The organism is Mycolicibacterium chubuense (assembly GCF_001044255.1).
Lineage (GTDB): Bacteria > Actinomycetota > Actinomycetes > Mycobacteriales > Mycobacteriaceae > Mycobacterium > Mycobacterium chubuense.
The window spans coordinates 15,404-38,923 of sequence record NZ_JYNX01000062.1; the positions used below are offsets into that span (position 1 = coordinate 15,404).

Annotated in this window: 24 protein-coding genes and 1 tRNA gene; 9 read left to right on the top strand and 16 right to left on the bottom strand. The window is 68.6% G+C overall.

Annotated elements, in window-relative coordinates:
• Positions 1 to 52: 52 nt before the first annotated feature.
• Complete coding sequence (gene usfY / locus MCHUDSM44219_RS23235) at positions 53 to 337, bottom strand: protein UsfY (RefSeq protein WP_330218637.1); 285 nt, start codon at positions 335 to 337, stop codon at positions 53 to 55.
• A gap of 534 nt (positions 338 to 871) precedes the next feature.
• On the opposite strand from usfY, the gene MCHUDSM44219_RS23240 reads away from it, so the two are divergent.
• Positions 872 to 2,356: a PQQ-dependent sugar dehydrogenase gene (locus MCHUDSM44219_RS23240; RefSeq protein WP_053081363.1), complete on the top strand. Its 1,485-nt coding sequence runs from the start codon at positions 872 to 874 to the stop codon at positions 2,354 to 2,356.
• Positions 2,357 to 2,366: 10 nt separating this feature from the next.
• Here the strand turns inward: MCHUDSM44219_RS23240 and MCHUDSM44219_RS23245 are convergent, their stop codons facing one another.
• Both MCHUDSM44219_RS23245 and MCHUDSM44219_RS23250 read right to left on the bottom strand, forming a co-directional pair.
• The gene (locus MCHUDSM44219_RS23245; RefSeq protein ID WP_048420634.1) at positions 2,367 to 3,359 is read right to left on the bottom strand and encodes a phospholipase D-like domain-containing protein; all 993 of its coding nucleotides are present in this window, start codon (positions 3,357 to 3,359) and stop codon (positions 2,367 to 2,369) included.
• Complete coding sequence (locus MCHUDSM44219_RS23250) at positions 3,356 to 5,131, bottom strand: ABC transporter ATP-binding protein (protein ID WP_048420635.1); 1,776 nt, start codon at positions 5,129 to 5,131, stop codon at positions 3,356 to 3,358. The genes MCHUDSM44219_RS23245 and MCHUDSM44219_RS23250 overlap by 4 nt, the downstream gene beginning before the upstream one ends.
• Positions 5,132 to 5,295: 164 nt before the next feature.
• On the opposite strand from MCHUDSM44219_RS23250, the gene MCHUDSM44219_RS23255 reads away from it, so the two are divergent.
• Positions 5,296 to 6,096, top strand: a complete 801-nt coding sequence (locus tag MCHUDSM44219_RS23255) for a hypothetical protein (protein ID WP_048420636.1) — start codon at positions 5,296 to 5,298, stop codon at positions 6,094 to 6,096.
• A 9-nt stretch (positions 6,097 to 6,105) separates the two neighbouring features.
• Here the strand turns inward: MCHUDSM44219_RS23255 and MCHUDSM44219_RS23260 are convergent, their stop codons facing one another.
• Together MCHUDSM44219_RS23260 and MCHUDSM44219_RS23265 are read right to left on the bottom strand one after the other, a co-directional pair.
• Positions 6,106 to 7,020, bottom strand: a complete 915-nt coding sequence (locus MCHUDSM44219_RS23260; protein ID WP_201778172.1) for an aldo/keto reductase — start codon at positions 7,018 to 7,020, stop codon at positions 6,106 to 6,108.
• Between the two features lie 139 nt (positions 7,021 to 7,159).
• A complete protein-coding gene (locus MCHUDSM44219_RS23265; protein ID WP_048420637.1) occupies positions 7,160 to 7,975 on the bottom strand; it encodes a helix-turn-helix transcriptional regulator in 816 nt (271 codons plus the stop codon).
• A 125-nt stretch (positions 7,976 to 8,100) separates the two neighbouring features.
• Between MCHUDSM44219_RS23265 and MCHUDSM44219_RS23270 the strand changes: the two genes are divergently transcribed.
• Both MCHUDSM44219_RS23270 and MCHUDSM44219_RS23275 read left to right on the top strand, forming a co-directional pair.
• Positions 8,101 to 9,114 carry a DUF4331 family protein gene (locus tag MCHUDSM44219_RS23270; RefSeq protein WP_048420694.1) on the top strand — a complete coding sequence of 338 codons (1,014 nt, stop codon included), beginning with the start codon at positions 8,101 to 8,103 and terminating at the stop codon, positions 9,112 to 9,114.
• Between the two features lie 407 nt (positions 9,115 to 9,521).
• A complete protein-coding gene (locus MCHUDSM44219_RS23275; RefSeq protein WP_082162357.1) occupies positions 9,522 to 9,983 on the top strand; it encodes a pyridoxamine 5'-phosphate oxidase family protein in 462 nt (153 codons plus the stop codon).
• A gap of 158 nt (positions 9,984 to 10,141) precedes the next feature.
• Here MCHUDSM44219_RS23275 and MCHUDSM44219_RS23280 read toward each other — a convergent pair.
• Positions 10,142 to 10,224: transfer RNA gene (locus MCHUDSM44219_RS23280), tRNA-Tyr, on the bottom strand.
• A gap of 139 nt (positions 10,225 to 10,363) precedes the next feature.
• On the opposite strand from MCHUDSM44219_RS23280, the gene MCHUDSM44219_RS23285 reads away from it, so the two are divergent.
• Positions 10,364 to 10,855: a YajQ family cyclic di-GMP-binding protein gene (locus MCHUDSM44219_RS23285; protein WP_048420638.1), complete on the top strand. Its 492-nt coding sequence runs from the start codon at positions 10,364 to 10,366 to the stop codon at positions 10,853 to 10,855.
• A 60-nt stretch (positions 10,856 to 10,915) separates the two neighbouring features.
• Here MCHUDSM44219_RS23285 and MCHUDSM44219_RS23290 read toward each other — a convergent pair whose 3' ends face one another.
• Entirely contained in the window at positions 10,916 to 11,428 is a 513-nt protein-coding gene (locus tag MCHUDSM44219_RS23290) for a lipoprotein LppJ family protein (RefSeq protein ID WP_048420639.1), read from the bottom strand.
• A gap of 2 nt (positions 11,429 to 11,430) precedes the next feature.
• Positions 11,431 to 13,269: an alpha/beta hydrolase gene (locus MCHUDSM44219_RS23295; RefSeq protein WP_048420640.1), complete on the bottom strand. Its 1,839-nt coding sequence runs from the start codon at positions 13,267 to 13,269 to the stop codon at positions 11,431 to 11,433.
• Positions 13,270 to 13,386: 117 nt separating this feature from the next.
• Here MCHUDSM44219_RS23295 and MCHUDSM44219_RS23300 point away from each other — a divergent pair, with 117 nt between their 5' ends.
• Positions 13,387 to 14,412 (top strand): NAD(P)H-dependent glycerol-3-phosphate dehydrogenase, encoded by a 1,026-nt coding sequence (locus MCHUDSM44219_RS23300; RefSeq protein WP_048420696.1) that lies wholly within the window; start codon positions 13,387 to 13,389, stop codon positions 14,410 to 14,412.
• A gap of 1 nt (position 14,413) precedes the next feature.
• Here MCHUDSM44219_RS23300 and MCHUDSM44219_RS23305 read toward each other — a convergent pair whose 3' ends face one another.
• The 4 genes from MCHUDSM44219_RS23305 to grcC1 form a co-directional block, all read right to left on the bottom strand.
• Complete coding sequence (locus tag MCHUDSM44219_RS23305) at positions 14,414 to 14,956, bottom strand: hypothetical protein (protein WP_048420641.1); 543 nt, start codon at positions 14,954 to 14,956, stop codon at positions 14,414 to 14,416.
• 43 nt (positions 14,957 to 14,999) lie between these two features.
• Entirely contained in the window at positions 15,000 to 15,458 is a 459-nt protein-coding gene (locus MCHUDSM44219_RS23310) for a hypothetical protein (RefSeq protein WP_236695568.1), read from the bottom strand.
• A gap of 65 nt (positions 15,459 to 15,523) precedes the next feature.
• Entirely contained in the window at positions 15,524 to 16,402 is an 879-nt protein-coding gene (gene htpX, locus MCHUDSM44219_RS23315) for a zinc metalloprotease HtpX (protein ID WP_043405206.1), read from the bottom strand.
• Between the two features lie 79 nt (positions 16,403 to 16,481).
• Positions 16,482 to 17,489: a nonaprenyl/(2E,6E)-farnesyl/geranylgeranyl diphosphat synthase gene (gene grcC1, locus MCHUDSM44219_RS23320; protein ID WP_172506316.1), complete on the bottom strand. Its 1,008-nt coding sequence runs from the start codon at positions 17,487 to 17,489 to the stop codon at positions 16,482 to 16,484.
• Positions 17,490 to 17,510: 21 nt separating this feature from the next.
• On the opposite strand from grcC1, the gene menJ reads away from it, so the two are divergent.
• Positions 17,511 to 18,731: a menaquinone reductase MenJ gene (menJ, locus tag MCHUDSM44219_RS23325; RefSeq protein WP_048420644.1), complete on the top strand. Its 1,221-nt coding sequence runs from the start codon at positions 17,511 to 17,513 to the stop codon at positions 18,729 to 18,731.
• Positions 18,728 to 19,138 (top strand): hypothetical protein, encoded by a 411-nt coding sequence (locus MCHUDSM44219_RS23330; RefSeq protein WP_048420645.1) that lies wholly within the window; start codon positions 18,728 to 18,730, stop codon positions 19,136 to 19,138. Before menJ ends, MCHUDSM44219_RS23330 begins: the two co-directional genes overlap by 4 nt.
• Here the strand turns inward: MCHUDSM44219_RS23330 and MCHUDSM44219_RS23335 are convergent.
• Positions 19,135 to 20,199: an alpha/beta fold hydrolase gene (locus MCHUDSM44219_RS23335; RefSeq protein WP_048420646.1), complete on the bottom strand. Its 1,065-nt coding sequence runs from the start codon at positions 20,197 to 20,199 to the stop codon at positions 19,135 to 19,137. The two genes, MCHUDSM44219_RS23330 and MCHUDSM44219_RS23335, sit on opposite strands and share 4 nt — an antisense overlap.
• A 133-nt stretch (positions 20,200 to 20,332) precedes the next feature.
• Positions 20,333 to 21,019, bottom strand: coding sequence for a demethylmenaquinone methyltransferase (locus tag MCHUDSM44219_RS23340; protein WP_048420647.1), 687 nt, complete (start codon positions 21,017 to 21,019; stop codon positions 20,333 to 20,335).
• A 93-nt stretch (positions 21,020 to 21,112) separates the two neighbouring features.
• Here MCHUDSM44219_RS23340 and MCHUDSM44219_RS23345 point away from each other — a divergent pair, with 93 nt between their 5' ends.
• Positions 21,113 to 21,937, top strand: a complete 825-nt coding sequence (locus MCHUDSM44219_RS23345) for an SDR family oxidoreductase (RefSeq protein WP_048420648.1) — start codon at positions 21,113 to 21,115, stop codon at positions 21,935 to 21,937.
• 1 nt (position 21,938) lies between these two features.
• Here MCHUDSM44219_RS23345 and MCHUDSM44219_RS23350 read toward each other — a convergent pair whose 3' ends face one another.
• The gene (locus tag MCHUDSM44219_RS23350; RefSeq protein WP_048420649.1) at positions 21,939 to 22,565 is read right to left on the bottom strand and encodes a class I SAM-dependent methyltransferase; all 627 of its coding nucleotides are present in this window, start codon (positions 22,563 to 22,565) and stop codon (positions 21,939 to 21,941) included.
• Positions 22,566 to 22,679: 114 nt separating this feature from the next.
• The gene (locus tag MCHUDSM44219_RS23355; RefSeq protein ID WP_048420697.1) at positions 22,680 to 23,513 is read right to left on the bottom strand and encodes a class I SAM-dependent methyltransferase; all 834 of its coding nucleotides are present in this window, start codon (positions 23,511 to 23,513) and stop codon (positions 22,680 to 22,682) included.
• Between the last annotated feature and the right edge of the window lie 7 nt (positions 23,514 to 23,520).

Here is a 23,520-nt window from a genome sequence, read left to right on the forward strand (position 1 = left end):
GCTTCCGGAGGCCGTAACGCGTCCTGGCAGGGGTTGCTACCGCTGTGCGCAGCTAGCTCGCTCGTAGATGACGATGGTCCGGATGCTCGGCCTCCCACCTCCGTTCGACCCTCTTGACCCGTTGATGTTCCAGCGTGATCAGCAGGGCCCCGGCGGTGACCAGTGCGCCGGCGACCAGGCCGAGGATCAGGGACAGATCACGGTTGCCGTAGGCGGTGGCAGCGACGGTGCCTGCGATCAGCACCGTGCCCACACCGATGAGCAGAAGTCCGGGCAGCCAGAGGGTGTCGATGAAGGACTCCCCGCTGTGCGGCAGAGTCGTGCGAGCGTGATCCACCGGATCACGATGAGCGCCTTTCATCGCATCTCCTTCCTCTCAAGAGATACCTCGACAATACGCTTCTGTGAGCTGGATCACACAGCACGTCAGCAACCCGTCACGATCTGCGCGGTCCCTGCCCGACTGCCCGCGAGCACTCCGGCTTCGCCGCTGCACAGAGCGGCCCGAAGCCCGTCGCTGTGGGTTTGCCGGGATTGCCGGGACGGCCCTGTTGACGAAGCCCCGGCAAACTCCTTCAACCCATCACGAACGGTTCACACTGCACGATCGTGTCAACGCGACGATATCGCGAACATGATCGGGCACCGGGTCCTCCGCCGCACCCCTTCGCCACCGCGGCGTGCTCCCGCGCGGAAACTCAAGATCAAACGAAAAGCCTTGCCCGCGTGCACATCACACGCACGGCGCATTCACAGCTTTCCCGGCGAAAACGCGGTGGCGGGTTCACCGGACACCTAGAGTCCTGAACATCGGGGCATCGGCTGACACCGCCGAGTGGAGGTGCGGGGTGCCCGCGCTCGAGGAGGCGTCATGGGATCGTCGGCATTGCACATCGGACGGGTCGGCGGCCTGGCCGTCGCCCTGGGCATCGGCGCTGCCGTTCTGACCGGGCAGGCCATCGCCTCCGCCGAGACCGGCGACACCTCGACATCGACGAATGCCGCTGCGGCCAGCCCGGATTCGGCGTCGCCGGCAGCCGGGCCGCGGATCCGACGCGGCGCCGCGGACGACAAGCCCACGGCGAGTGAGCGCGCCACGCGCCGGGCTGAGGTCCGCGCCCAGCGGGCAGAAGCACGCGCCGAACGCGCGGCCGACCGCAGCGACCGCGTCGAACAGCGCCGTCAGCGGACCATCCGTGTCACGTCGCCGGCACCCACCGAGCCGACCGCTTCAGCGACTGCCGCCGATCCGCTCAGGCCCCGCGACCGTGCTGCCGGTCTACTCGACGTCGTCGCCACCGGGCTGGCCGGCGCGGGTGCGCGCCAGACGACACAGGCCACCGCCGCCGCGGTACCCGACCGCACTGTCGTCGCCGCAGGCCTCAACCAGCCCACCGACTTCCGATTCCTACCCGACGGGCGGATCCTCGTCGCCGAGAAGGGCGGCCGGATCCGCATCGTCGAGGACGGCGCCGTGCAGCGGCGGCCGCTCTACCGGGTGTTCACCCTGACCCAGGGCGAACGCGGGCTCGGCGCGCTGACCGTCGATCCCGACTTCGAGACCAACGGCTACATCTACGTGGCGTACACGACGATCGGCGCCCGCGACCGTCTGGCCCGGCTCACCGTTCGCGGCGACCGCGTGGTGTTCGGATCCCAGAAGGTCCTCCTGCAGACGACCGATCCGTCGGCGTTCTACCACCACGGCGGTGCCCTCGGGTTCGGCCCTGACGGCGCCCTGTACTGGGGAGTCGGCGACAACAAGAACTCCGACAACGCGCAGGACCTCGGCACCATCCACGGCAAGGTCATCCGGATCAACCCCGACGGCACGATCCCGTCCGACAACCCCGACCTCGGCGCCGGTGCGTTGCCGCAGATCTACGCCTACGGCTTCCGCAACCCGTTCCGCCTGTCGTTCACCCCGGACGGGACGCTCCTGGTCGCCGACGTCGGCGAGAACTCCTTCGAGGAGGTCGACAACGTGATCGCGGGCGGCAACTACGGCTGGCCGGGTTCGGAGGGCAACTGCACCAGCAACTGCGCAGGCAGCATCAACCCGATCTACGCCTACAGCCACGACGGCGAAGGCGCATCGATCACCTCGGTGCTCTACTACACCGGCGGCCAGCTCGGCTCCGAATTCCAGAACACCCTGCTCATCGCCGACTTCATCAAGGGATGGATCAAGGCGCTCGACTGCACCGCCGATTTCTCGTCGTGCGGCAACCCCCGGGACTTCGACGCGCAGGCCGGCCAGACGGTGCTGCTCGCCCAGGGACCCGGCGGGGCACTCTACCAATTGGATTACGGCTCAGGCCGGATCGTCCGGATCGGCGCGACGTCGGTGGCGTGAGGTGGCCTGATCAGTCCTCGCGTTTGTGCAGCGCGAGCTGATCGACCTCACGCTGGTTGCGGCCCGCGAGGTCGGCCAGAAGTGCCTCATCACTGAGATCCATTGGCGCCGAATGCTTCCAGTCGTGATGCGCCACCTCGTTCAACCGCTTGAGCAGGTGCTTGTCATCGGCTTCGATGGCCAGCTCCCGACGGTGGTCGAAGCTGCCCGGCGACAGATTGATCGAGCCGACGACGGCCCGTTCGTGATCGGCGAGAATCATCTTGGCGTGCAGCTTGAGGTGCTTGAGCCGGTGGATCTTGATGCCGACGTCGTCGAGGATGCGCAGCCCGCTCACGCCCTCCAGGAGCTTGTCGGCCTTGAGATGGTGTGGCGCACGCGCCATCACGTGCACCTTGACCCCGCGCCGCGCCGCGCGCACCAGCCGCTCGATGATCACCGGATCCTGATAACGCTCGTTCTGCACGAACAACGTCTTCTCGGCGCGGTCGATGAACTCGGCGATACGAGCCCGGCCGTTGGTGGGGCACCAGATCAGCCGCGCTGAATCCCCCGGATCGAAATCCTGCCGGGCCCAGTCGGCTTCGAAGCACTCGATGATCTCCAGCACCTCGTGCGACGTCGGCGTCACCACGGCGTAGTCGCGCGTCTCGGTGAAGTTCTCGTCGGTCCAGTTCAACGACTCGACGAACGCGTACTCGTCGTCGATCACCATCGACTTCTCGTGGGTCAGGTCGAACGACGGGCTGCTCTCGGTGACCTCGATGCCGTACTCCTGCAACAGATCTCGTGCACCGTCGTTGTCGGTCTCGCCGTCGCGCCGCACGGGGTTGAGCATCACCTTGACCAGTACGCCGCGTTGATGGGCCGCGATGATCGCATCCAGGAGCGGCTGGTGGCTGAACGCGAACATCTTGACGCGCAGCGATTTCGTCGCCCCGTGGATCGCGTCCAGCACGGGCTGTGCCGAATCGTCGGGCAGGATGATCAGCGATCGGCTCACGTAGTCTCGTCCTCGTACTGGATGCGGTGGAGCTCAGCGTATCTGCCGTCGCGGGCGAGCAGCTCCTCGTGAGTGCCCTCCTCGACCACCCGGCCCTCCTCGAGCACGACGATCTTGTCGGCGTCGCGGATCGTCGACAACCTGTGAGCGATCGTGATGACCGTGCGGTCGCTCATCAACCGCTCCAGAGCCGACATCACCAGATGCTCGGACTGTGCGTCCAACGCGGCCGTCGGCTCGTCGAGGATCAGGATCGGGCTGTTGCGGATCAGCGCGCGGGCGATGCCGATGCGCTGCCGCTGACCTCCCGACAGTGTCATCCCGCGTTCGCCGACCGCGCTGTCGTAGCCCTGCGGCATGTCGGAGATGAACTCGTGCGCGTTGGCCAGTTTCGCCGCCTCGACGATCTCCTCGTGCGTGGCGTCCGGCCTGCCGAAGGCGATGTTGTCGCGGACCGTCCCACGGAACAGCACCGTGTCCTGCAGCACGTAACCGATCTGCTGGCGCAGTTCGTGCAGCTTGTAGTCGCGCAGATCGACCCCGTCGATCGACACCGAGCCCATCGACGGGTCGTAGAACCGCGGAATCAGGCTCACCAGCGAGGACTTCCCACTGCCGGTGTGCCCGACGATGCCGACCAACTGACCCGGCGCGACGTCGAACGTGACATCGCGCAGCACCGGCTTCTCGCCGTCGTAGCTGAACGCCACCTTGTCGAAACGCACGGCACCCCTGATCCGCTCGGGCTCCACGGCATCGGGCTTCTCGACGATCCCGGTCTCGGCCTCGAGCAGCGCGGCGACACGCTCGACACCGACGGCGGCCATCGCGATCGTGTTCGTCAGCTTGGCCAGATCCTGCACGGGTTTGAAGAACGACGCCAGATAGCTGATGAACACCGTGAGCGTGCCCGCGGTCATGGCGCCGGCCAGGATGAGCGCCGACCCGCGCCACAGCACCAGCGCGGTGCACGCGGCGACCACCACCGCGACGATCGGCGACACCACCGACTTCACCCGGCGCGCGTTGAGCGCGGCGTCGACGGCCTGCTGGCCGGCGATGGCCAACTGGTTCTCCTGATGGGCCTCTCGGTCGAACGCCTTGACCACGCGGATCGACTGCAGGCCCTCCTCCGCCACCGCGACGATGTCCGATTCCCGTCTGCGCACTTCGTGAGTCGCGGCCTTGACGGCCTTGCGGATGCGGGAGACGAACAGCAGCAGCAACGGGGCCACGGCCAGCGCGACCAGCGTGAAGTCCCACTGCAGGTACAGCATCAGGCCGAGCATGCCGACGATGGTCAGCAGGTCGGTCGCGATGCCCAGCGTCGACGCCGACGCGAAGTCCTGGATCGTGTCGACGTCGTCGGTCAGCGTGGACAGGATCGGCCCGACGCGGTGGGTGTCGAAGTAGCTCAGGGAGAGCTGCTGCAGATGGTGGTAGGCGCGGGTGCGCAGATCGTTGCCGACCTTCTGGCCGACCGTCTCGGTCAGGTAATTGGCGACGTAGGTGGCGATCGCGGCGATCACCGCGATGACGATCACCATGATCGCGGCCAGGCCGGCGATGTGCATCCGGCTCTCCCCGCCCAGGATGGGCTGCAGCAGCCCGTGCAGCCAGGGCGGCAGCGGGTGGTTTCCCACGACGCTGTCGAGCACCACCTTCAACGGCCACGGCGCCGCGAGACCCATGGCGATCTGCACGCACAGCACCGCGAAAATCCCGGCAACCAGCCACCGGTACGGGCGGAGCAGTTCAAGGATCAGTCTCACGGCGTGGCTGCCTCGCTGTCGATGTCATCGATGGAGCGGAGAAACAGTACATCGTGGAGGTTGCCGGCGGGCGTCGACGCGGTAGGGTCGCACACACTCTGCCCGGGGGTGTCAGCAACGTGAACACGACCGTCCGTCGATACCTCGGCGCTGCCTCCCGGTCGATGGCGCGGGCGGGGGCGCCGCGCCCGTTCACCGCCCGACGCGCGGCGGCCGATTTCCAGCTGCCGCTGCTGCGGTCCGTGGCCGCGGAGATCCGCTGGATGTTCACGCCGCCCCGCACCTGCCTGATGGGGGTGTGGACCAACACGGTGCTGGCGGCGCTGTGGCTGCTGGTGCAGCCGGTGACGCGGCACGGCGCGCACGACGACCTGATCGTCGTCGTGGACACCTACTTCGCGTCGTTCATCCTGGCCGACGTCACGACGACGAATCTGCTCGGCGCGGACCACCACCGGGTGAACGCAGCGTGGTCGGCGGGCACGCCGATGTGGCGCATCCTGCTGGTGAAGAACGCGGCACTGTTAGTCATCGTCGGCCTTCCCACGCTCGCCGCGGCGGCGGCGTTCACCGTCACGCTCGATCACCCGTCGCGGCTGCTCAGGACGGTGCCCAACGTGCTGGTGCCCGTGATCTCCTGGCTCGGCGTCGGCAATCTCGTCTCGGTGCTGCTGCCGGTCGCGGCGGTGCCACTGCTGCGGCGGTGGCGGCGCCGCCACGACCGGGCGAGCCTCACGGTCTGGGCGGCGGCACTCGCGCTGCCCTACGCGCTGTACTACGTCGCGGATCCGATCGGCAGTGTGGAGCACCAGCTGTTCTGGAACCGGTTACCGGCCGCGATCGGCCCGCTGCTGGGGCGCGACACGAAGACCTTCGTCCACCTGGCGGTGGCGGCCACGGTCTGGGTGGTCGGCACCGCGGCGGCGGTGCTGTGGGTGCGGCGGCGCGGCCTACAGATGCGGTGAGGGCTCGAGTCAGCGCACAGCCTGCTCGGGGTAGCGGCCGCCCTTCACCAGGTCGCTGAGGGGTTGCAGTTCAGCCAGGGCGTCGTCGTCGAGCTGGACGTCCAGGGAGGCCACGTTCTCGTCGAGGCGATGCGCGTGCCGGGTCCCGGGAATCGGCACCACCGAAACGCCCAGCCGGTCCGCCTGGGCATACACCCAGGCCAACGCGACCTGCGCCGGTAGCACGCCGAGCCGCTCGGCGACGGCGCGGACGGTGTCGGCGATGACTTGGTTCTGTTCACCGGCTTCACCGGTGAACCGCGGGTTGCGGGCACGGAAGTCCTTGGGGTCCAACGACGATGTCTGCACCGCCCCGGTCAGGAATCCCCGTCCCAGCGGGGCATAGGGCACGAGGCCGACGCCCAGTTGGGCCATCACGGGAGTGACCTCTTCGACATCCCTTGTCCACAGCGAATATTCGCTCTGCACCGCGGCGATCGGATGCACCGCGTGGGCGCGGCGAAGGAGATCGGCGCCGACCTCGCTGAGACCCAGGTACCGGACTTTGCCTTCGCGCACCAGTTCGGCCATCGCCCCGACGGTGTCCTCGATCTCGGCGTTCTGCGGGGGCCGGTGCAGGTAGTAGAGGTCGATGTGGTCGACCCCCAACCGCAGCAGCGAGGCCTCGCAGGACCGCTTCACGTATGGCGGATCGCCGCGGTGGAGCCGGTTCTCGTCACCGCCACTGCGGTCGATGCCGAACTTCGTGGCGATCTGGACGTCGTCGCGCCTGCCGACGATCCCGCGACCCACCAGTACTTCGTTGTGGCCCGAGCCGTACTGGTCCGCTGTGTCGAGGAGAGTGACGCCGACATCGATGGCATGGTGCAGCGTTTCGATGCTGGTGTCCCAGTCCGACGCGCCGTAGTACTCGCTCATCCCCATGCACCCCAGGCCCTGAGCCGAGACGCCGAGACCGCCGAGAGTGGTTCGCTTCACGATCAATCCTTTCCGACAACTGCTCCCGGTATCGACGGTAATCAGACGCTGCGCGACGACAAGGGGTGCAGTACACCCAGGGACGTCATCCGGTCGCTGCCCAGGAACACAGCACCGACAAGGCCTCGGCACTCGGCGAGCCGGGTTCTGCGTGGTAGACGACCAACTCCTGACCAGGGCTGGATCGCACGTCGAAGGTCTGCATCGTCAACGTCATGACCCCCACCACCGGATGCCGGAAGGTCTTGTTCTGCAGAGATTTCCGCCGGGCATCGTTGCGGGTCCACAGTTCGGCGAAGGCGGGGCTGGCCTCGAGCAGCTCGTCCCGGACGGTGCGCAGCCGTACGTCGTTGGGCGCCAACCCGAAGCCGTGCCGGAAGCCGGCCACCGCATCCTCGGCGACCACCGACCAGTTGCAGTAGAACGTCTGGGCGTCGGGCTCGGTGAAGATCACGTGCATCAGGTTCTTCGAATGCGTCCACTTGAGGAACATGGCATCGGCGATCTGATTGCTGGCGAGGACGTCGAAGGCTCGGTTGTAGACGAACGCAGGATTGAACGGCCACATGTCGAGCAGGTCGAGCAGCGCCGGGTCGACGCGGGTGCTGACACTGCCGCGTTCCTGGGGGCTCAGCCCCGCCAGCCGGAACAGGTGCTCGCGCGCGTCGTCCGGCAGTTGCAGGACGGCGGACAACGCATCGATGACCTGGGGCGAGGGGCGACGCTCGCGACCCTGCTCGAGCCGTGTGTAGTAGTCGACACTCATACCGGCCAGCAGCGCCACTTCTTCTCGCCGCAGTCCGCTGACGCGGCGTAACCCGTCGCTCGGCAGTCCCACGTCGCCGGGGGCCACCCGGGCGCGGCGTGCTCGCAGATAGTCGCCGAGGCCATCACTGCCCATGCCCGCCAGCTTATGGTGCCCCGTCGGCGCGTTCCTGGTTGCAGCGCACCCACCGAAGGCTCGTACTGGGCCGCCTGAGCCCGTAGGTTGGCAGATGACGGATCCCCGGGCGAGAGGTGCACACCGTGTCCAACCACTTCACCGGACTGAGCCTCGGGCCTCCCCTCGGCGATCAGCGCCTGGACCTGTGCGACCTGTATGCGTTTCAGTCACCGGCCGACGACGCGCGAACGGTGTTGATCCTGAACGCCAATCCCAATGCCGACGCACTGCATCCCGACGCGGTGTACCGGTTGGCGGTCGACACCGACGGAGACCTGCTCAACGACATCGCGTTCACATTCGTCTTCTCCGAGCCGCAGGACGGCCGTCAGACCGTCGACGTGTATCTCGCCCGCGGTGCGGAGTCGCGGGATCCCGAGCCGGCCGGCGAGAAGATCTTCTCCGCGGTGGAGGTGTCGTTCACGGCCGATCCCAACATCTTGCGGGCAGGCGACATCACCTTCGCCGCCGGCGCGCGCAGCGACGCGTTCTTCTTCGACTTCGACGGCATCAAGGCGCTGTTCGACACCTCGGGTAAGCGCAACTTCACCGAACCCCATCTGGGTGATCTCGGCGGAACGTCGCCGTGGACGGGCCAGGACTCCAACCTGACCGCCAACGTCTGCTCGATGGCGGTCGAGGTCCCGACGAGCATGTTCGGTGCGCAGGGACCGATCCGGATCTGGGGGCGGTGCAGCGTGCGGGACAACGGCGAGCTGCGCCACGTCGACCGGGCAGGGCACCCGTCGGTCAGCAGCTTCTTCAACACCGACGACACCAAGCTCGAGTACAACGCCAGCGAGCCGGTGCACGACTGGGACCGCTGGCTGGACCAGTTCGTCCACCTGCTCGGCCACACCGGCGGATACAGCCGCGAGGACGCGATCGCCGTGATCGAGGCCGAGGGCACATTGCCCGACATGCTGACCTTCGATCCGGCGCTGCCCGCGCGGTATCCCAACGGCCGGACCTTCACCGACGACGTCATCGACTACCGGCTGGGGTTCCTCACCAAGAACGAGTGCCCACCGTCGGGCCTGTCGCCGCACACCGACACGTTGGACGAATTCCCGTACCTCGGCCCGCCGCATCCGTGAGGACCGTCGCTAGGCGTTAGCCTCTCCCTCAGTCGCCCTCCGGGACCATCGGCTCCCTGCACGAGGACTTTCGCTATTTTCGGGCAACCCGAGTGCCGATTAAATTGGCAGCATGGCGGACTGGACGCCGATCAAGCCTTCAGTACGACACGGGGCAGAAGACTTCGAGGTATTTGGAATCACCTGCTGCCCTTCGACTTTCGATAGACTTGCATCTCACACGTGAGTGCTCGTCACCGCCGAGTCCCTGCCGATGTACGGCTAACCCAAAGACGCGAGGGATAGTTGCCCACATCGTTTCTGCGCCAGAGATTTTCGCGATAATGCCGATATCCCAGCGTGGCATCGGCTATAATTAGAATTCGTCGTCTAATCGGGGCCTCGAATGTCGATCAATTCGAGGAACAATGGCGAAACAACGCGAACGCGATGGCGCTACCTATCATGGCAACCGACTGGCGCACGTCGACGGAGATCATGCCGAGCTGACCCGAGTCGAGGCTGTCCGGCTTCTCGCCAGTGTCCCCTATGGGCGGGTCATTTTCACTCTCAATGCACTACCAGCAGCCCGTCCGGTCAACCATGTCATCGACGACGGCCAGGTCATCATCTGCGCCTGGCTGAACCCGAAGATCTCGGCTGCGGAGCGATCGACCGACGGCGTCGTCGTCGGCTACCAAGCCGACAGTCTCGATGCCCGGAGACAGACCGGCTGGAGCGTCTCGGTCACCGGACGTGCGCACACACTGACCGATCCTGAACAGGTATCGCGCTACGAACGCATGCTCGATCCCTGGCTCCATCGCGCCGACACCTTCGTCTCCATCGACCCCGCCATCGTCAACGGCTTCCGAATCAGCCAGGAGTAGCCGGCCGCGCGCCTCGTCGCGCGGCCGATACCGGGGCGATCTCGTTTCTCCGCGGGACATCGTTGGCACGCTGACGCCCGCTTTCCCTTGCCGTGACAACCCGTGGAGATTCCACCCCCAAACGCGTCAGGCCCCCTCGAAAGGGGGCCTGACCAGCGTGGCAGGTACTGGATTCGAACCAGTGTAGGCGTAAGCCGACGGATTTACAGTCCGCTCCCATTGGCCGCTCGGGCAACCTGCCGGTGACGCGAAGAGCGCGCACAGCAGGATACAACGAGGACATACCCCGAGAACAAATCGCCAGGGTGGTGTGGCCTCCGCTCGCAGCTGTCGGCCAAGATGGGACCAAGAACTGACACCTACGAAGGAGGGACGGGTCCATGGCGGATTCATCGTTCGACGTCGTCAGCAAGGTCGACCGGCAAGAGGTCGACAACGCGCTCAACCAGGCCGCCAAGGAGCTGAGCACCCGCTTCGACTTCCGCGGCACCGACACCACCATCGCCTGGAAGGGCGACGAGGTGATCGAGCTGGTCAGCTCCACCGAGGAGCGGCTCAAGGCCGCCGTCGACGTGTTCAAGGAGAAGCTGGTCCGGCGCGACATCTCGATGAAGGCGTTTGACGCCGGTGACCCCCAGCCCAGCGGTAAGACCTTCCGGCTCACGGGCACCCTCAAGCAGGGCATCAGCAGCGAGGACGCCAAGAAGATCACCAAGCTGATCCGCGACGAAGGGCCCAAGGGCGTCAAGGCTCAGATCCAGGGCGAGGAGATCCGCGTCAGCTCCAAGAAGCGCGACGACCTGCAGGCCGTCATCGCGCTGCTCAAGGGCGCCGACCTGGACGCCGCGCTGCAGTTCGTCAACTACCGCTGAGATCGTTGAGACTGCGTCTACGGCGGGTTTTTCTCCACTTTCGCCGCCCTAGGCGCAGTCTCAACGCAATTCGGGGGTGATGTCGACCGGGCCGTCGGACCCGTGGTCACCCATGTTGCGGCACTCCCCGTAGATCTGCAGCGCGCCGTAGCCGGGGTCGGCGACGCGCGGCCCGACGGCGGCCGTCACGCCGTCGCGGTGGAGCGAGTCGCCGTGCACGACCTGCCCGGCCGGCGCGCCGCTCGCCCAGCCCTGCGCGACGAGCGCGTCGCGGATCTGCGCGTACACCGCGCCCGGGTCGGCAGGCAGCTTGAACGCCACCTCGACCCGGCCCTGGAACGGCGGCTCACCCTGGTCGTTGCACGATCCGAACGAGAAGCCGCCCGTCACATCGTCCAGTTTCACGGCGCGGACCACGGCCACCGCCGGGTCGACGACCTGCGCGCGGGTCTGCTCGTCGGACAGCGTGTTCTCCGGCTCGTCGTACGGATTGTCTTGGGCCGGGCCGGAATCGGACATGTGGCAGCCTCCCAGGGCGAGCGCGATCAGCAGCGTGGACAGCAGTCGGGTCATCACTAGATGGGTCTTCCGTCGAATCGGTGGTCGGAGGTGACCGCGCCGTTGTCGCGCGGCGCCTCGGGGTCGAGGATCGCCGGCCCCAGCGGAATATCGGTGTGCGGCAACGGGATGTCGCCGAACGGAGTCGGGATCCGATCGGGCGTGCTGACGGTCGGCGCGGCCCGCCCGTCCGCCAGCATGCCGAGTTCGCCGAGCGCATCCCCGTGCCCGGATGCGATCGCGGACATGCTGTACAGCGACTCGCTGCCCATCGTGTAGTAGTACGAGTGGTCGTCGAAGTCCGGCAGGTTGGAGCCGGGCACCTCCGCATGGAACCGCACGGCGCCGAACGACTCCGCCGACGCGTCGTCGCCCAACCCCACCGACACACCCAGCGGATCGGCCAGCGGGCCGTTGAGCACGTCGGCCGCCATGTCGCTGGCACCGATCCAGCCGACCGGATCGGTCGAGGCGTTGCCGACGTACACCTGCCCGCCCTGCAGGTTGAAGTCCGCCGCCGAGTGCGCCAGATCCGTTCCCGGACAACCGATCAGCACCGCATTGGTGGCTTTCATCCCGCTGCCGGCGAACGCGTCGGCAACCGTCGTCGACCCGTAGGAGTGGCCGAGCACGGTGATGTTCGGCTGTCCGGCCCCGGTGTGCGTGACGTGCAGGCTGTTGACGTCGCCGGCCAGCAGCGCGCCACCGGCGCGGGCCAGCTCGGGGTTGGCGATACGCGGATCGGTGAAGCTATCGGGCGCGTCGTAGCCCATCCACATGATGACCGCGTTCTGCTTGGTCGGGTCAGCCTTGCCCATCTGGTCGAGCAGGTTGATGCCGTCATTGCGGCCGCTGTTGAGCCAGTCCGATTCCAGGCTGCTGCCGGTGCCCGGCACGATCACCCCGATGTTGTCGGCCGTGTCGGGGTTGCCCAGTGCGATGGCCGCGGTGCCCTGACCGTTGTACGCCAGCGGGTCGTAACCGAACAGGTAGGTCTTGCGCGGCCGCGCCGGGTTGTCGCCCTCGGCCTGATGCTTGAGCCCTTGGCGGGCCTTGAGCCCGTTCTCATAGGCGATGGCGTCCGCGCGATTGAGCCCGTAGCGCTCCGGGTGGGCAGCCACCTCGTCGGCGCCGACCCCGTTGGCGCTCGCGGCGTGCTCCACCCGCGCGATGTCACGGTCCATCACCGTGCGGTTGAGCTGGTCACGCACCTCGACGGGCAGCCCGTCGAGATTGCCCAGCCCGCGGGGCGCGGCATCGGTCAGTCGTTTCCGGTCGGCGTCGCTGAGCGAGTCCCACCACTGCTTGACCTGCTCGGCCGATGCCCCGGGCGGCGGCGGTGCCGGCAGCGGCGTGCCAGGCGGCGTGGCCGGCGGGACGCCGCCGATCGCGGTGCGCACCGCGCCCGCGGTGGCGGCGTCGATCCGATCGAACAGCTGGAGCAATCGCTGGATGACCGCGGTGAAGCCGGGTTCGAACTGCTTGAGCAGCGGCGGGAAGATCGGCGCGATCGCGCGACCGTCGTCGGTGACCGTCCACCCCGCGGCCCGCAGCGTCCCGACGATGCCCACCAACGCGTCGCGGGTGGCCTCGAGTTGAGAGCCTCCGGCGGCCAGCGCCGCCCGCACCGACTCCAACCGAGCCTTCAGCTGCAGCTGCTCGGTGAGATTCTGCTCGGCCTTGGCGATCGCCGCGTCGCCCGCCGTTCCCCGCCATGCGGCGCGCATCCGGTCCAGTGCTCGGCGCTGCTCGGTGATCGCGCCGTCGAGATCGGCGATCGTGCCGCCGAGTCGATCCGCGGCCGTCGTCAGGCCCTGCGGATCGGATGCCTCGACCGTCGATACCGTGACCGACAAACGCCAACCCCCTCAGCAAAGTCGTTCTCATTATGCCCACTCCCGCACACCCGTCGGCGCACCGATCGGTCCGAAACCGGCCCTCGAGCCTCCGCCGCCGCCCTAATGTGGTCACTCATGGCACCTGCACAGCGCGAACCCAAAGTCGTCGTCCTCGGGGGCGGATCCTGGGGCACCACCGTGGCGTCCATCTGCGCGCGGCGGGGTCCGACGCTGCAGTGGGTGCGTTCGCAGGAGACCGCCGATGACATCAACAACCACCACCGCAACACGAAATACCTCGGCAACGAGGTGGAGCTGGCGGACACCCTGAAGGCGACCACCGACTTCGTCGAGGCCGCCGAGTGCGCCGACGTCATCGTGATGGGGGTGCCGTCGCACGGATTCCGCGGTGTACTCACCGAACTCGCGTCGACGCTACGGCCGTGGGTGCCGGTGGTGTCGCTGGTGAAGGGGCTGGAACAGGGCACGAACTACCGGATGAGCCAGGTGGTCGACGAGGTACTGCCCGGCCATCCGGCCGGAATCCTGGCCGGCCCCAACATCGCCCGGGAGGTAGCCGAGGGCTACGCGGCCGCCGCGGTACTGGCCATGCCCGACCAGCATCTGGCCGCGAACCTGGCGAACCTGTTCCGCACCAAGCGTTTCCGCACCTACACCACCGATGACGTGGTAGGCGTCGAGATGGCGGGGGCGTTGAAGAACGTCTATGCGATCGCGGTCGGCATGGGCTACTCACTGGGCATCGGGGAGAACACCCGCGCGATGGTGATGGCCCGCGCCGTGCGCGAGATGTCGAAGATGGGCGAGGCGTTGGGCGGGCACCGCGACACCTTCGCCGGGCTCGCCGGCATGGGCGACCTGATCGTGACGTGCACCAGCCAGCGCAGCCGCAACCGGCACGTCGGCGAACAGCTGGGCGCCGGAAAGCCGATCGACGAGATCATCTCCTCGATGAACCAGGTGGCCGAAGGGGTGAAGGCGTCCAGCGTGATCATGTCGTTCGCCGAGGAGCTCGGCATCTCGATGCCGATCGCGCGCGAGGTCGACGGCGTGGTCAACCACGGCTCGACGGTCGAGGACGCCTACCACGGGCTGATGGTGGAGAAGCCGGGCCACGAAGTCTTCGGGTCCGGCTTCTGAGTCAGTTGAAAAAGGGGTTGGTGCCGTCAGGGCGGGCCAGCAGCGGGTTGACCTCGTTGACGATCCAGGACGCCGACGGGCTGACCACGAAACCGGATTGGTTGCGGTTGTCGACGCATGCCGTGAGGGTGCCGTCGCCGCCGCAACTGACGTCGCCGAAGCTGAGCCGGGTGTTCGGCGGCAGCGCGTTGACGGGGCCGCCGTAGATCGGGGCGGGCGCCACCGAGAAGCCGGGCACCCCACCGGCCGAACCGCTGACCAGGTTGGCGCCCTCCGGGGCGCCGGGCAGCACACCGTTGCAGCCGTAGCCGCCGGAGCGCTGCAGCATGCAGGTCAGGCCGTTGGCGCTGAACGCGTAGGCGGCGCCGTCGAAGACCGCGTAGTTCTTCGGGTTGGCGGGCGCCCACGCGTTCACGTTAGGGGCCGGCGGCGTCGGCGGCGGAGTGGGCGGCGCGGGCTGGGCGCCCGCGAGACCGGACGCACTGAGGACACCGGCCGCGGCGACGCACGCAGCACCGAGGAAAGCTCTGCTCGACACGGTCACAGCCTAGATGTCGCCGGAAGGGCCGGCCGCGTTAGCGAGGACCTCAGTACGCGTAGCTGCCGGTCGGGCTGATGACGAAGCCGGACTGGTCGACGGTGTTCGTGCAGGAGGTGATGACGCCGTCGGTGCCGCAGCTGACGGTGCGGAAACTCATCCGGGTGTTGGCCGGCAGCGGCAGCGGGTTGGCCGTCGTGCCGTACATCGGCCCGTTGGCGTGCCCGAACCCCGGCGGCCCGCCCGCCCAGCCGGTGACGACGTTCGCGCCGCCCGGCGCACCCGGCAGCGATCCGTTGCACCCGTAGCTGCCGGTCTGGCGGTCCATCACGCACGTCACACCCCCGGGCGCGGCGAACGAGTACCAGGCGCCGTCCGGCGAGGCGAACGGCTGCGGATTGATCGGCGGCAGCGCGTTGACGTTGAGCGGCGACGGATCGGCGGAGGCGACGGCGGGCGCGGCACACACGGCGGCGGCCGCGACGCCGATCAGGATTCTCGTCAGCACGTCGCACACCATAAGCGGGTGGCCCCCGGGCGCGCATCGTCAGGGGAGAAAGTCTGACGGTCCCGTCAGTACTGGCCGGGCCCCCGACCGGCCATGGCCTCCAGGCGGGCGATGCGGTCGGCGATCGGCGGGTGGGTCGCGAACAGCTTGCCGATCTTCTCGCCGGAGCGGAACGGGTTGGCGATCATCAAGTGCGCCTGGTCGGCCAGCTGCGGCTCGGGCGGCAGCGGCGCCCGCTCCACCCCGGCGCTGATCTTGCGCAGCGCGCTGGCCAACGCCAACGGGTCGCCGGTGAGCTCGGCGCCGGACTGGTCGGCCTGGTACTCCCGCGAGCGGGACACCGCCAGCCGGATGACCGTCGCCGCGATCGGGCCGAGCAGCGAAACCAGAAGGATTGCAAAGGGATTCGCGCCGCCCTCGCGGTTGCCGCCGAACATGCTCGCGAAGAACGCGAGGTTGGCCAGCGCGGTGATCACCGACGCCATCGCCCCGGCCACACAGCTGATCAGGATGTCGCGGTTGTAGACGTGGGAGAGCTCGTGACCGAGCACCGCGCGCAACTCGCGCTCGTTGAGCATGCCCAGGATGCCCGTCGTGCAGCACACCGCGGCGTTGCGCGGGTTGCGACCGGTGGCGAACGCGTTGGGGGCGGCGGTGTCGCTGATGTAGAGCCGCGGCATCGGCTGACGTGCCGTCGTGGCCAGCTCCCGCACGATCCGGTACATCACCGGCGCCTGCATCTCGGTGACCGGCTGTGCGTGCATTGCGCGCAGCGCCAGCTTGTCGCTGTTGAAGTACACGTAGGCGTTCATGCCGAGGGCGAACAGCACCGCCAGGAACATGATGTTGCGCCCGAACATCGCGCCGACAGCAACGATCAGACCCGAGAAAACCACCAGCAACAGGAACGTCTTGGCCCTGTTGGCGTGCGGATGCCAGGTCATCGCGGGTTCCTCCTCACCACACCTGCACAACTCATTCGCTCATTCAACGCTCGGGGACGCCGCGCAGGTTCCGCAGTACTCAGCCGTGCCGGTTGATCGTGTAGTCGACCAGCGTGGCCAGCGCCTGACGGCCGGGGCCGTCGGGCAGCGCGGCGAGCTCCTCCTCGGCCTGCCGGGCGTACCCGGCCACCGTCTCCTTGGCCCTGGTGATGCCCTGCGAGGAGCGCAGCAGGCGCAGCGCCTCGGCCACGTCGGCGTCGTCGTCGAGTGGACGGGCCAGCAGTTCCCGCAGCCGGTCGGCGTCGGGCCCCGTCTCGCGCAGCGCGTAGAGCACCGGCAGCGTGTGCACGCCCTCCCGCAGATCGGTGCCGGGGACCTTGCCGGACTCGTCGGGGTCGCTGTCGATGTCGATGATGTCGTCGGAGATCTGGAACGCGGTGCCGACGATCCCGCCGAGCCGGCTCAGCCGCTCGATCTGATCGTCGTCGGCGCCCGAGAACGTCGCACCGAAGCGGCCCGACGCCGCGATCAGGCAGGCCGTCTTCTCGTAAACCACCTTCAGGTAGTGCTCGACCTCGTCGACGTGCTCGGCGACGCCGCGGGTCTCCCGCATCTGGCCCGTGACCAGCAGCGCGAAGGTGTCGGCGATGATCCGCACGGCGTCCGGGCCCAGCCTGCTGACCAGGCGTGATGCCGTCGCGAACAGGTAATCCCCCGCCAGGATCGCGATGTTGTTGCCCCACCGGGCGTTGGCGCTGACCGCCCCGCGACGCACCTGCGCCTCGTCCATGACGTCGTCGTGGTACAGCGTCGCCAGGTGCACCAGCTCGATGACCGCGCCCGCGACGGTGACCTGCCAGGCGTCCGGTTCCGGGCCGAGCTGGGCCGACAACACCGTGAACAGCGGGCGGAACCGCTTGCCGCCGGCCTCGAACAGATGCGTGACGGCCTCGGCCATCAACTCGTCGGCGCGGCCGAGTTCCTCCGACATGAGCGTCTCGATCCGGGCCACTCCGTCACGGACGTCCTGGGCGAACTCGGCATCGCCGAAGTCCACTCCCGCCACCACGTTCGCCGGTGTCCTCACACAGCCAACATACTGGGAGTCATGGAGACGAGCGCTGACCTGGTCGTCGTCGGCGCCGGGCCGGCTGGTTCGTCGGCCGCGGCGTGGGCCGCGCGCGCCGGGCGCGAGGTACTGGTCATCGACGCGGCGTCGTTCCCGCGCGACAAGGCGTGCGGCGACGGCCTGACCCCGCGGGCGGTGGCCGAGATGCGGCGGCTGGGCCTCGGCGGGTGGCTGGACGGCCGGATCACCCACCACGGTTTGCGGATGTCGGGCTTCGGCGCCGACGTGGAGATTCCGTGGCCGGGTCGGTCGTTCCCGCCGCTGTCGAGCGCAGTGCCACGCACGGAACTCGACGAGCGTATCCGGCTGGTGGCCGTCGACGACGGCGCGAAGATGAAGTTGGGCGTCAAAGCGGTTGACGTGCAGCGCGATTCGACTGGCCGGGTGTCGGCGGTGATGCTCGACTCCGGTGAGGTGGTGCGCTGCGCGGACCTGATCGTCGCCGACGGGGCACGGTCGACACTGGGCCGGGCGCTGGGCCGCGAGTGGCACAAGGACACCGTCTACGGCGTCGCGATCCGCGGCTACATCGCGACCCCGCGGCACGACGAACCGTGGATCACGTCGCACCTGGAGCTGCGCTCACCGGCCGGCGAGGTGCTGCCCGGTTACGGCTGGATCTTCCCGCTCGGTACCGGCGAGGTGAACATCGGCGTCGGCGCGCTGGCGACGTCGAAGCGGCCCGCCGACGCGGCGCTGCGGCCGCTGATGAACCACTACACCGCGCTGCGTCGCGACGAGTGGGGCTTCGACGGTGATCCACGGGCCGGGCGCTCGGCGCTGCTGCCGATGGGCGGCGCGGTGTCCGGCGTGGCCGGGCCGAACTGGATGCTGATCGGGGACGCCGCGGCGTGTGTGAACCCACTCAACGGCGAGGGCATCGACTACGGCCTGGAGACCGGGCGGCTGGCCGCGGAGATGCTGGGCTCGGGCGACTACTCGCAGGCCTGGCCGGCAGTACTGCATGCGCACTACGCGCGTGGCTTCTCGATCGCGCGCCGGCTGGCGCTGCTGCTGACGTTCCCCCGGTTCCTGCCGGCCACGGGACCGGTCGCGATGCGGTCGTCGGCGTTGATGACGGTGGCCGTGCGGGTGATGGGCAACTTCGTCACCGACGAGGACGAGGACGTGGTGGCCCGGGTGTGGCGCGGCGCAGGCCGGCTGTCGGGCCGCGTGGACGCCCGCCGCCCGTTCACGTGACGTCCGTGTACCGGGCGCCGATGCGGTCGCGCCGAGACGACATCGACGCGCACGCGGGGGTGGAGCGCGGCCTGCGGGAGGGTCTGTGCGGGTTCGGCCGCTTCGACGTCCCGGCGCGGCGGGTGTCACGCTTCGCCGAGGTGCCCGACGGGTCGTTCGTGTGGACCCGCGACGGCGACGGGCTGTTCTGGCTGGGCCGGCTGACCGGACCGTACGTCTACGACGCCGACGGCGAAGACGTCGACCTCGTGCACGTCCGGCCGTGCCGCTGGCGGGATACGCCGCTGGTCGAAATGCGCTGTCCGTCGGCTGTTCTCGCGACGTTCGCCCGAGGCGGGCGCAACTTCCAGCAGATCCACGACGCAGACGTCGGCGTGGAATCGGCGCGCCTGTGGGAGCAGGACTAGCCGCTCCTCAACGAGTGGGCGAAGCCGCTGACGTCGCGGACGCTGGCGGCGAATACCTCCGGCATCGCGCTCGCCAGCAACAGATCTCCCCCGTGGCAGGTACCCGCGACCACCCGCCCGACGGTCGGCACGCCCGCCCGCAGCAGCCTGCGGTAGTACTGCAGCCCCTCGTCGCGAAGCGGGTCGAGTTCGTTGACCGAGATGACATGCGGTGGCAGTCCGGCCAACTCGTCGTCGGTCGCCACGTACGCCCAGCACGCCGCGTCGTCGACATGGCGCCCGTCCGGATCGTACAGCGAGCCGAGGATGGCCAACTGCTCACGGCTGATGAAGTATTCGTCGTTCTCCACCAGCGACGGCAGCTCGTCGCCCGCGTCGAGCCACCGGTTGGAGATGAACGGGCACTGCGCGTAGAAGCCCGCGATCCGGTCGATCCATCCCTCGCGTTTCGCCTTGTGCGCCAGGGTCAATGTCAGGTTCCCGCCGCCGGATTCTCCGGAAACCACGATGTGGCCGACGCCGAGTTCGCCGCGCTGCTCGTCGACCCAGCGAGCGGCCGAGGCGCAGTCGTTGAGACCCGCCGGGTACGGGTGCGGACCGAGTTTGCCGCCGGAGTTGCGGAATTCGACGCCGATGACGACGAGGCCCGTCGCGGCCAGATGCTCGCGCAGCCGGACGTACGGCATATCGGCGGCGCTGGCGATCGCCATGCCGCCACCGTGCAGATGCACGATCGCCGGCAGCGGACCGGACGCGTCGGTTGGCCGGCTGATGAAGAGCGTGACGTCGTTGCCGTCGGCGCCGGTGATCGTCGTCGTGATGGTCGTGACGCCCGCCGGCGGCGCGATGTCCTGGGCGAGGGCGTCGAAGATGGCGCCGATGCCCTGCTCGCTCATCGTCGCGTAGGCGAGGCGCTCCGCCAGCGGGGAGTCGACGCCGAGGCCGGACGACGGCAGCCGCTCGGTCAGACCGAAAGCGGCCAGGGCGGCGACCATCCGCGGATCGGAGCGGGGGTCGGTGGCGAGGGTGGCATCGGGATCGGCGCGGCGTCCGTGCAGCATGGTCGTGACGCTAACGGGAATGGGTGTGCGGCCGGGCGGCTTTCGCGGGGCGCGAACGTGCGCGAACTCGCGGAAATGGGCGGCGTGTTGCCCGCAGACACGCACGCTCGCGGAGAGAGGTGAGGGGTCTCCGTCAGGGTTTGGTGGCGGCGTGCAGCGCCACGATGCCGCCCGTCAGGTTGCGCCAGGCGACATCGGTCCAGCCGGCGGCCTCGATACGACGGGCCAGCTCGGCCTGATCGGGCCACGCCCTGATGGACTCCGCGAGATAGACGTAGGCGTCCGGGTTCGACGACACCGCGCGGGCCATCGCCGGCAGCGCCTTCATCAGGTACTCCTTGTACACCGTCGCGAACGGTCCGTTCGTCGGCGTGGAGAACTCACAGACCACCAGCCGGCCGCCCGGCCGCGTCACGCGTGCCATCTCCCGCAGCCCGGCGACGTGGTCGACCACGTTGCGCAATCCGAAGCTGATCGTCACCGCGTCGAACACGCCGTCAGCGAACGGCAGCTTGGTCGCATCGCCGGCCACCTTGGGCACCGGCCGCGCGGCACCCGCGGCCAGCATGCCGACCGAGAAGTCCGCCGCCACGCACCACGCCCCCGACGTCGCCAGCTCGGCGGTCGACACCGCGGTGCCGGCCGCCAGGTCGAGGACCTTGTCCCCGGGCGCGATTCCCAGCGCCTCCCGGGTGGCCCGCCGCCAGAACCGGTCCTGCCCCAACGAGAGCACGGTGTTGGTCAGGTCGTAGCGCCGCGCCACGCCGTCGAACATCGACGCCACCTCATGGGGGTCCTTCTCCAGCGACGCGCGGTTCACAGGGCCGAACGTATCACCGGTCCCGCCTGGCAGGTTTCTGTGCAGATCCCGGCGCCGGGAATGCCCGCGGGGTCGACGGCCTTGACCTAGGACATGAGTGAAAAAGTCTGGTTCATCACCGGTGCGTCGCGCGGCTTCGGGCGCGAGTGGACGATCGCGGCGCTCGAGCGCGGCGACAAGGTCGCCGCCACCGCCCGAGACCTGTCCACCCTCGACGACCTCACGACCAAGTACGGCGACGCGCTGCTGCCGATCCGCCTCGACGTCACCGACCGCGACGCCGACTTCGCGGCCGTCCAGCAGGCCCACGACCACTTCGGCCGGCTCGACATCGTCGTCAACAATGCCGGCTACGGGCAGTTCGGGTTCATCGAAGAGCTCTCCGAGCAGGAAGCCCGCGATCAGATCGAGACCAACGTGTTCGGGGCGCTGTGGGTCACCCAGGCCGCGCTGCCGCTGCTGCGCGCCCAGCGCAGCGGGCACATCATCCAGGTGTCGTCGATCGGCGGCATCACCGCGTTCCCCAACGTCGGCATCTACCACGCCTCGAAGTGGGCGCTGGAGGGCTTCTCCCAGGCGCTCGCCCAGGAGGTCGCCGACTTCGGCGTGCACGTCACGCTGATCGAGCCGGGCGGTTTCTCCACCGACTGGGCGGGCCCGTCGGCCAAGCACGCCGAAGAACTGCCCGATTACGCCGAGATCCACGCGAAGGCCGCCGAGTGGCGGGCGTCGCGCAGCGCGAAGCCGGGCGATCCGACCGCCTCGGCGCGGGCCATCCTCAAGGTCGTCGACGCCGACGAGCCGCCGCTGCGGGTGTTCTTCGGCGAACTGCCGCTGGAGCTGGCCAAGGCGGACTACGAGAAGCGGCTGGCCACCTGGGAGCAGTGGCAGCCGGTCGCGGTGGAAGCGCAGGGCTGAGTCAGATCGCGGCGAGCTCGGCCATGCCGCGCTCGCCGATGATCTCGACGTCCTTGAGGCGCAACGACACTCGCTGACCGAACTCCTCGACCGCGTCGAGGCCGACCGACGCCCACTCGAACCAGGGACCGACCTCGTCGTCGGTTTCCAGGCGGACCATCGTGGTCGTCGAGCCGGTGACGGCCGGATCGAATTCGACGACGCAGTGTCCGCCGTCGCGCAGCAGCGCCCGGCAGCGGTTGAACAGCCGCATCGGGTCCCCGCCGATGCCGACGTTGCCGTCGGCCAGCAGCACGGTCTGCCACCAGCCCTCGCGCGGCAGCATGTCGAACACGTCGCCGCGCAGCGCCCGGGCACCGCGCTGCTCGGCCAGGTGCACCGCGACGGCCGACTGGTCGATCCCGACAGCGGGGATGCCCTGGCGGGCCAGCCACGCCGCGAAACGTCCCGGTCCGCACGCCAGGTCGACGGTCGGGCCTTCGGCACGGGCGGCCAGCGCGGCGTCGAACGGATCGTCGTCACACTCGCCGAGCCACCGATCGACGGGCAGCACCCGGGTCTGATAGTCCGCACCGCGGATCCAACATCGCCGGCCGGTCAGAGCGGCGTCGTACAGGGCACCGATCATGAAATCCTCGCTCTCCGCTGAGCCGTCGACACATTGCTGCGCCGCCGTCAGATCCCAGCAGCAGAGCCATCGGCTCTGTACCCGCGCAGGCCGCCGGCAAACCCTGCGCGGTCCTCAGCCGAACTCGAGCAGGGTGTAGGAACCGCGGTGGTTCCTCACCGGCCTCCACGCCCAGAACGTCGGGAACACCCGCTCGAAGAAGAAGCCGCGTCCGCGGGGCATCGGCAGATCGTGCACGGCCGTGATCCCCGGCACGGTGTCGACCAGCGCCGCCAGCTGCGCGGCGGACAGGCTGAACGGCATCGGCGGCACCCGGTAGCGCGAGGACGAGCGCATGCCTTTCGGCGCGAGCTTCTTCACCATCACAGGCGGCAGGTCGAAGATCATCTGGCCGCCGGGGAACCGCTGCGCGCACGCGGTGATCAGGCGCATCGCCTCGTCGGGTTGCAGGTACATCAGCAGGCCCTCGGCGGTGATGACCACGCCCTGGCTGGTGTCGACCGCGTCCATCCAGCTGAATTCGAGAGCCGATTGCGCGAGGGCGGTGATGCGCGCCGACGACGGCAGCAGACGTCGACGCAACGCGATGATCGGTTCGAAATCAATTGTCAGCCATCGGAATCGGGGATCGGGCAGCGCGGCGTCGAGGCGCCAGAAGGTGGTCTGCAGCCCCTCGGCGAGGGCGACGACCATCGCCGACGGATAGCGGGACAGATACGCCGTGGTTGCGCGATCGAAAGCCAGTGAGCGCAGCGCCATCTCCTGACCCTTGCGACGACCGAACTTGTCGAAGTCGAAGTCGATCGCATCGACCAGGCGGATGGCCATCGGGTCGTCGAGGATGGCATTCGGAAGCCGCGCCTGGTGCGCTCGTCCGTTGAGCGTCAGAAGGGCTGTTTCGGAGACGCCTGTCAGCGCGCCGGCGTCGATCTTCTGCTCGGGGTGCACAGCCCCC

What these genes read in the sequence shown, in the direction of transcription:
- MCHUDSM44219_RS23240 (WP_053081363.1), top strand. Translation starts at nt 872, where the DNA reads ATGGGATCGTCGGCATTGCACATCGGACGGGTCGGCGGCCTGGCCGTC.
- MCHUDSM44219_RS23255 (WP_048420636.1), top strand. Translation starts at nt 5,296, where the DNA reads ATGGCGCGGGCGGGGGCGCCGCGCCCGTTCACCGCCCGACGCGCGGCG.
- MCHUDSM44219_RS23260 (WP_201778172.1), bottom strand. Translation starts at nt 7,020, where the DNA reads ATGGGGATGAGCGAGTACTACGGCGCGTCGGACTGGGACACCAGCATC.
- MCHUDSM44219_RS23265 (WP_048420637.1), bottom strand. Translation starts at nt 7,975, where the DNA reads ATGGGCAGTGATGGCCTCGGCGACTATCTGCGAGCACGCCGCGCCCGG.
- MCHUDSM44219_RS23275 (WP_082162357.1), top strand. Translation starts at nt 9,522, where the DNA reads ATGGCGAAACAACGCGAACGCGATGGCGCTACCTATCATGGCAACCGA.
- MCHUDSM44219_RS23285 (WP_048420638.1), top strand. Translation starts at nt 10,364, where the DNA reads ATGGCGGATTCATCGTTCGACGTCGTCAGCAAGGTCGACCGGCAAGAG.
- MCHUDSM44219_RS23290 (WP_048420639.1), bottom strand. Translation starts at nt 11,428, where the DNA reads ATGACCCGACTGCTGTCCACGCTGCTGATCGCGCTCGCCCTGGGAGGC.
- MCHUDSM44219_RS23300 (WP_048420696.1), top strand. Translation starts at nt 13,387, where the DNA reads ATGGCACCTGCACAGCGCGAACCCAAAGTCGTCGTCCTCGGGGGCGGA.
- htpX (WP_043405206.1), bottom strand. Translation starts at nt 16,402, where the DNA reads ATGACCTGGCATCCGCACGCCAACAGGGCCAAGACGTTCCTGTTGCTG.
- menJ (WP_048420644.1), top strand. Translation starts at nt 17,511, where the DNA reads ATGGAGACGAGCGCTGACCTGGTCGTCGTCGGCGCCGGGCCGGCTGGT.
- MCHUDSM44219_RS23335 (WP_048420646.1), bottom strand. Translation starts at nt 20,199, where the DNA reads ATGCTGCACGGACGCCGCGCCGATCCCGATGCCACCCTCGCCACCGAC.
- MCHUDSM44219_RS23345 (WP_048420648.1), top strand. Translation starts at nt 21,113, where the DNA reads ATGAGTGAAAAAGTCTGGTTCATCACCGGTGCGTCGCGCGGCTTCGGG.
- MCHUDSM44219_RS23350 (WP_048420649.1), bottom strand. Translation starts at nt 22,565, where the DNA reads ATGATCGGTGCCCTGTACGACGCCGCTCTGACCGGCCGGCGATGTTGG.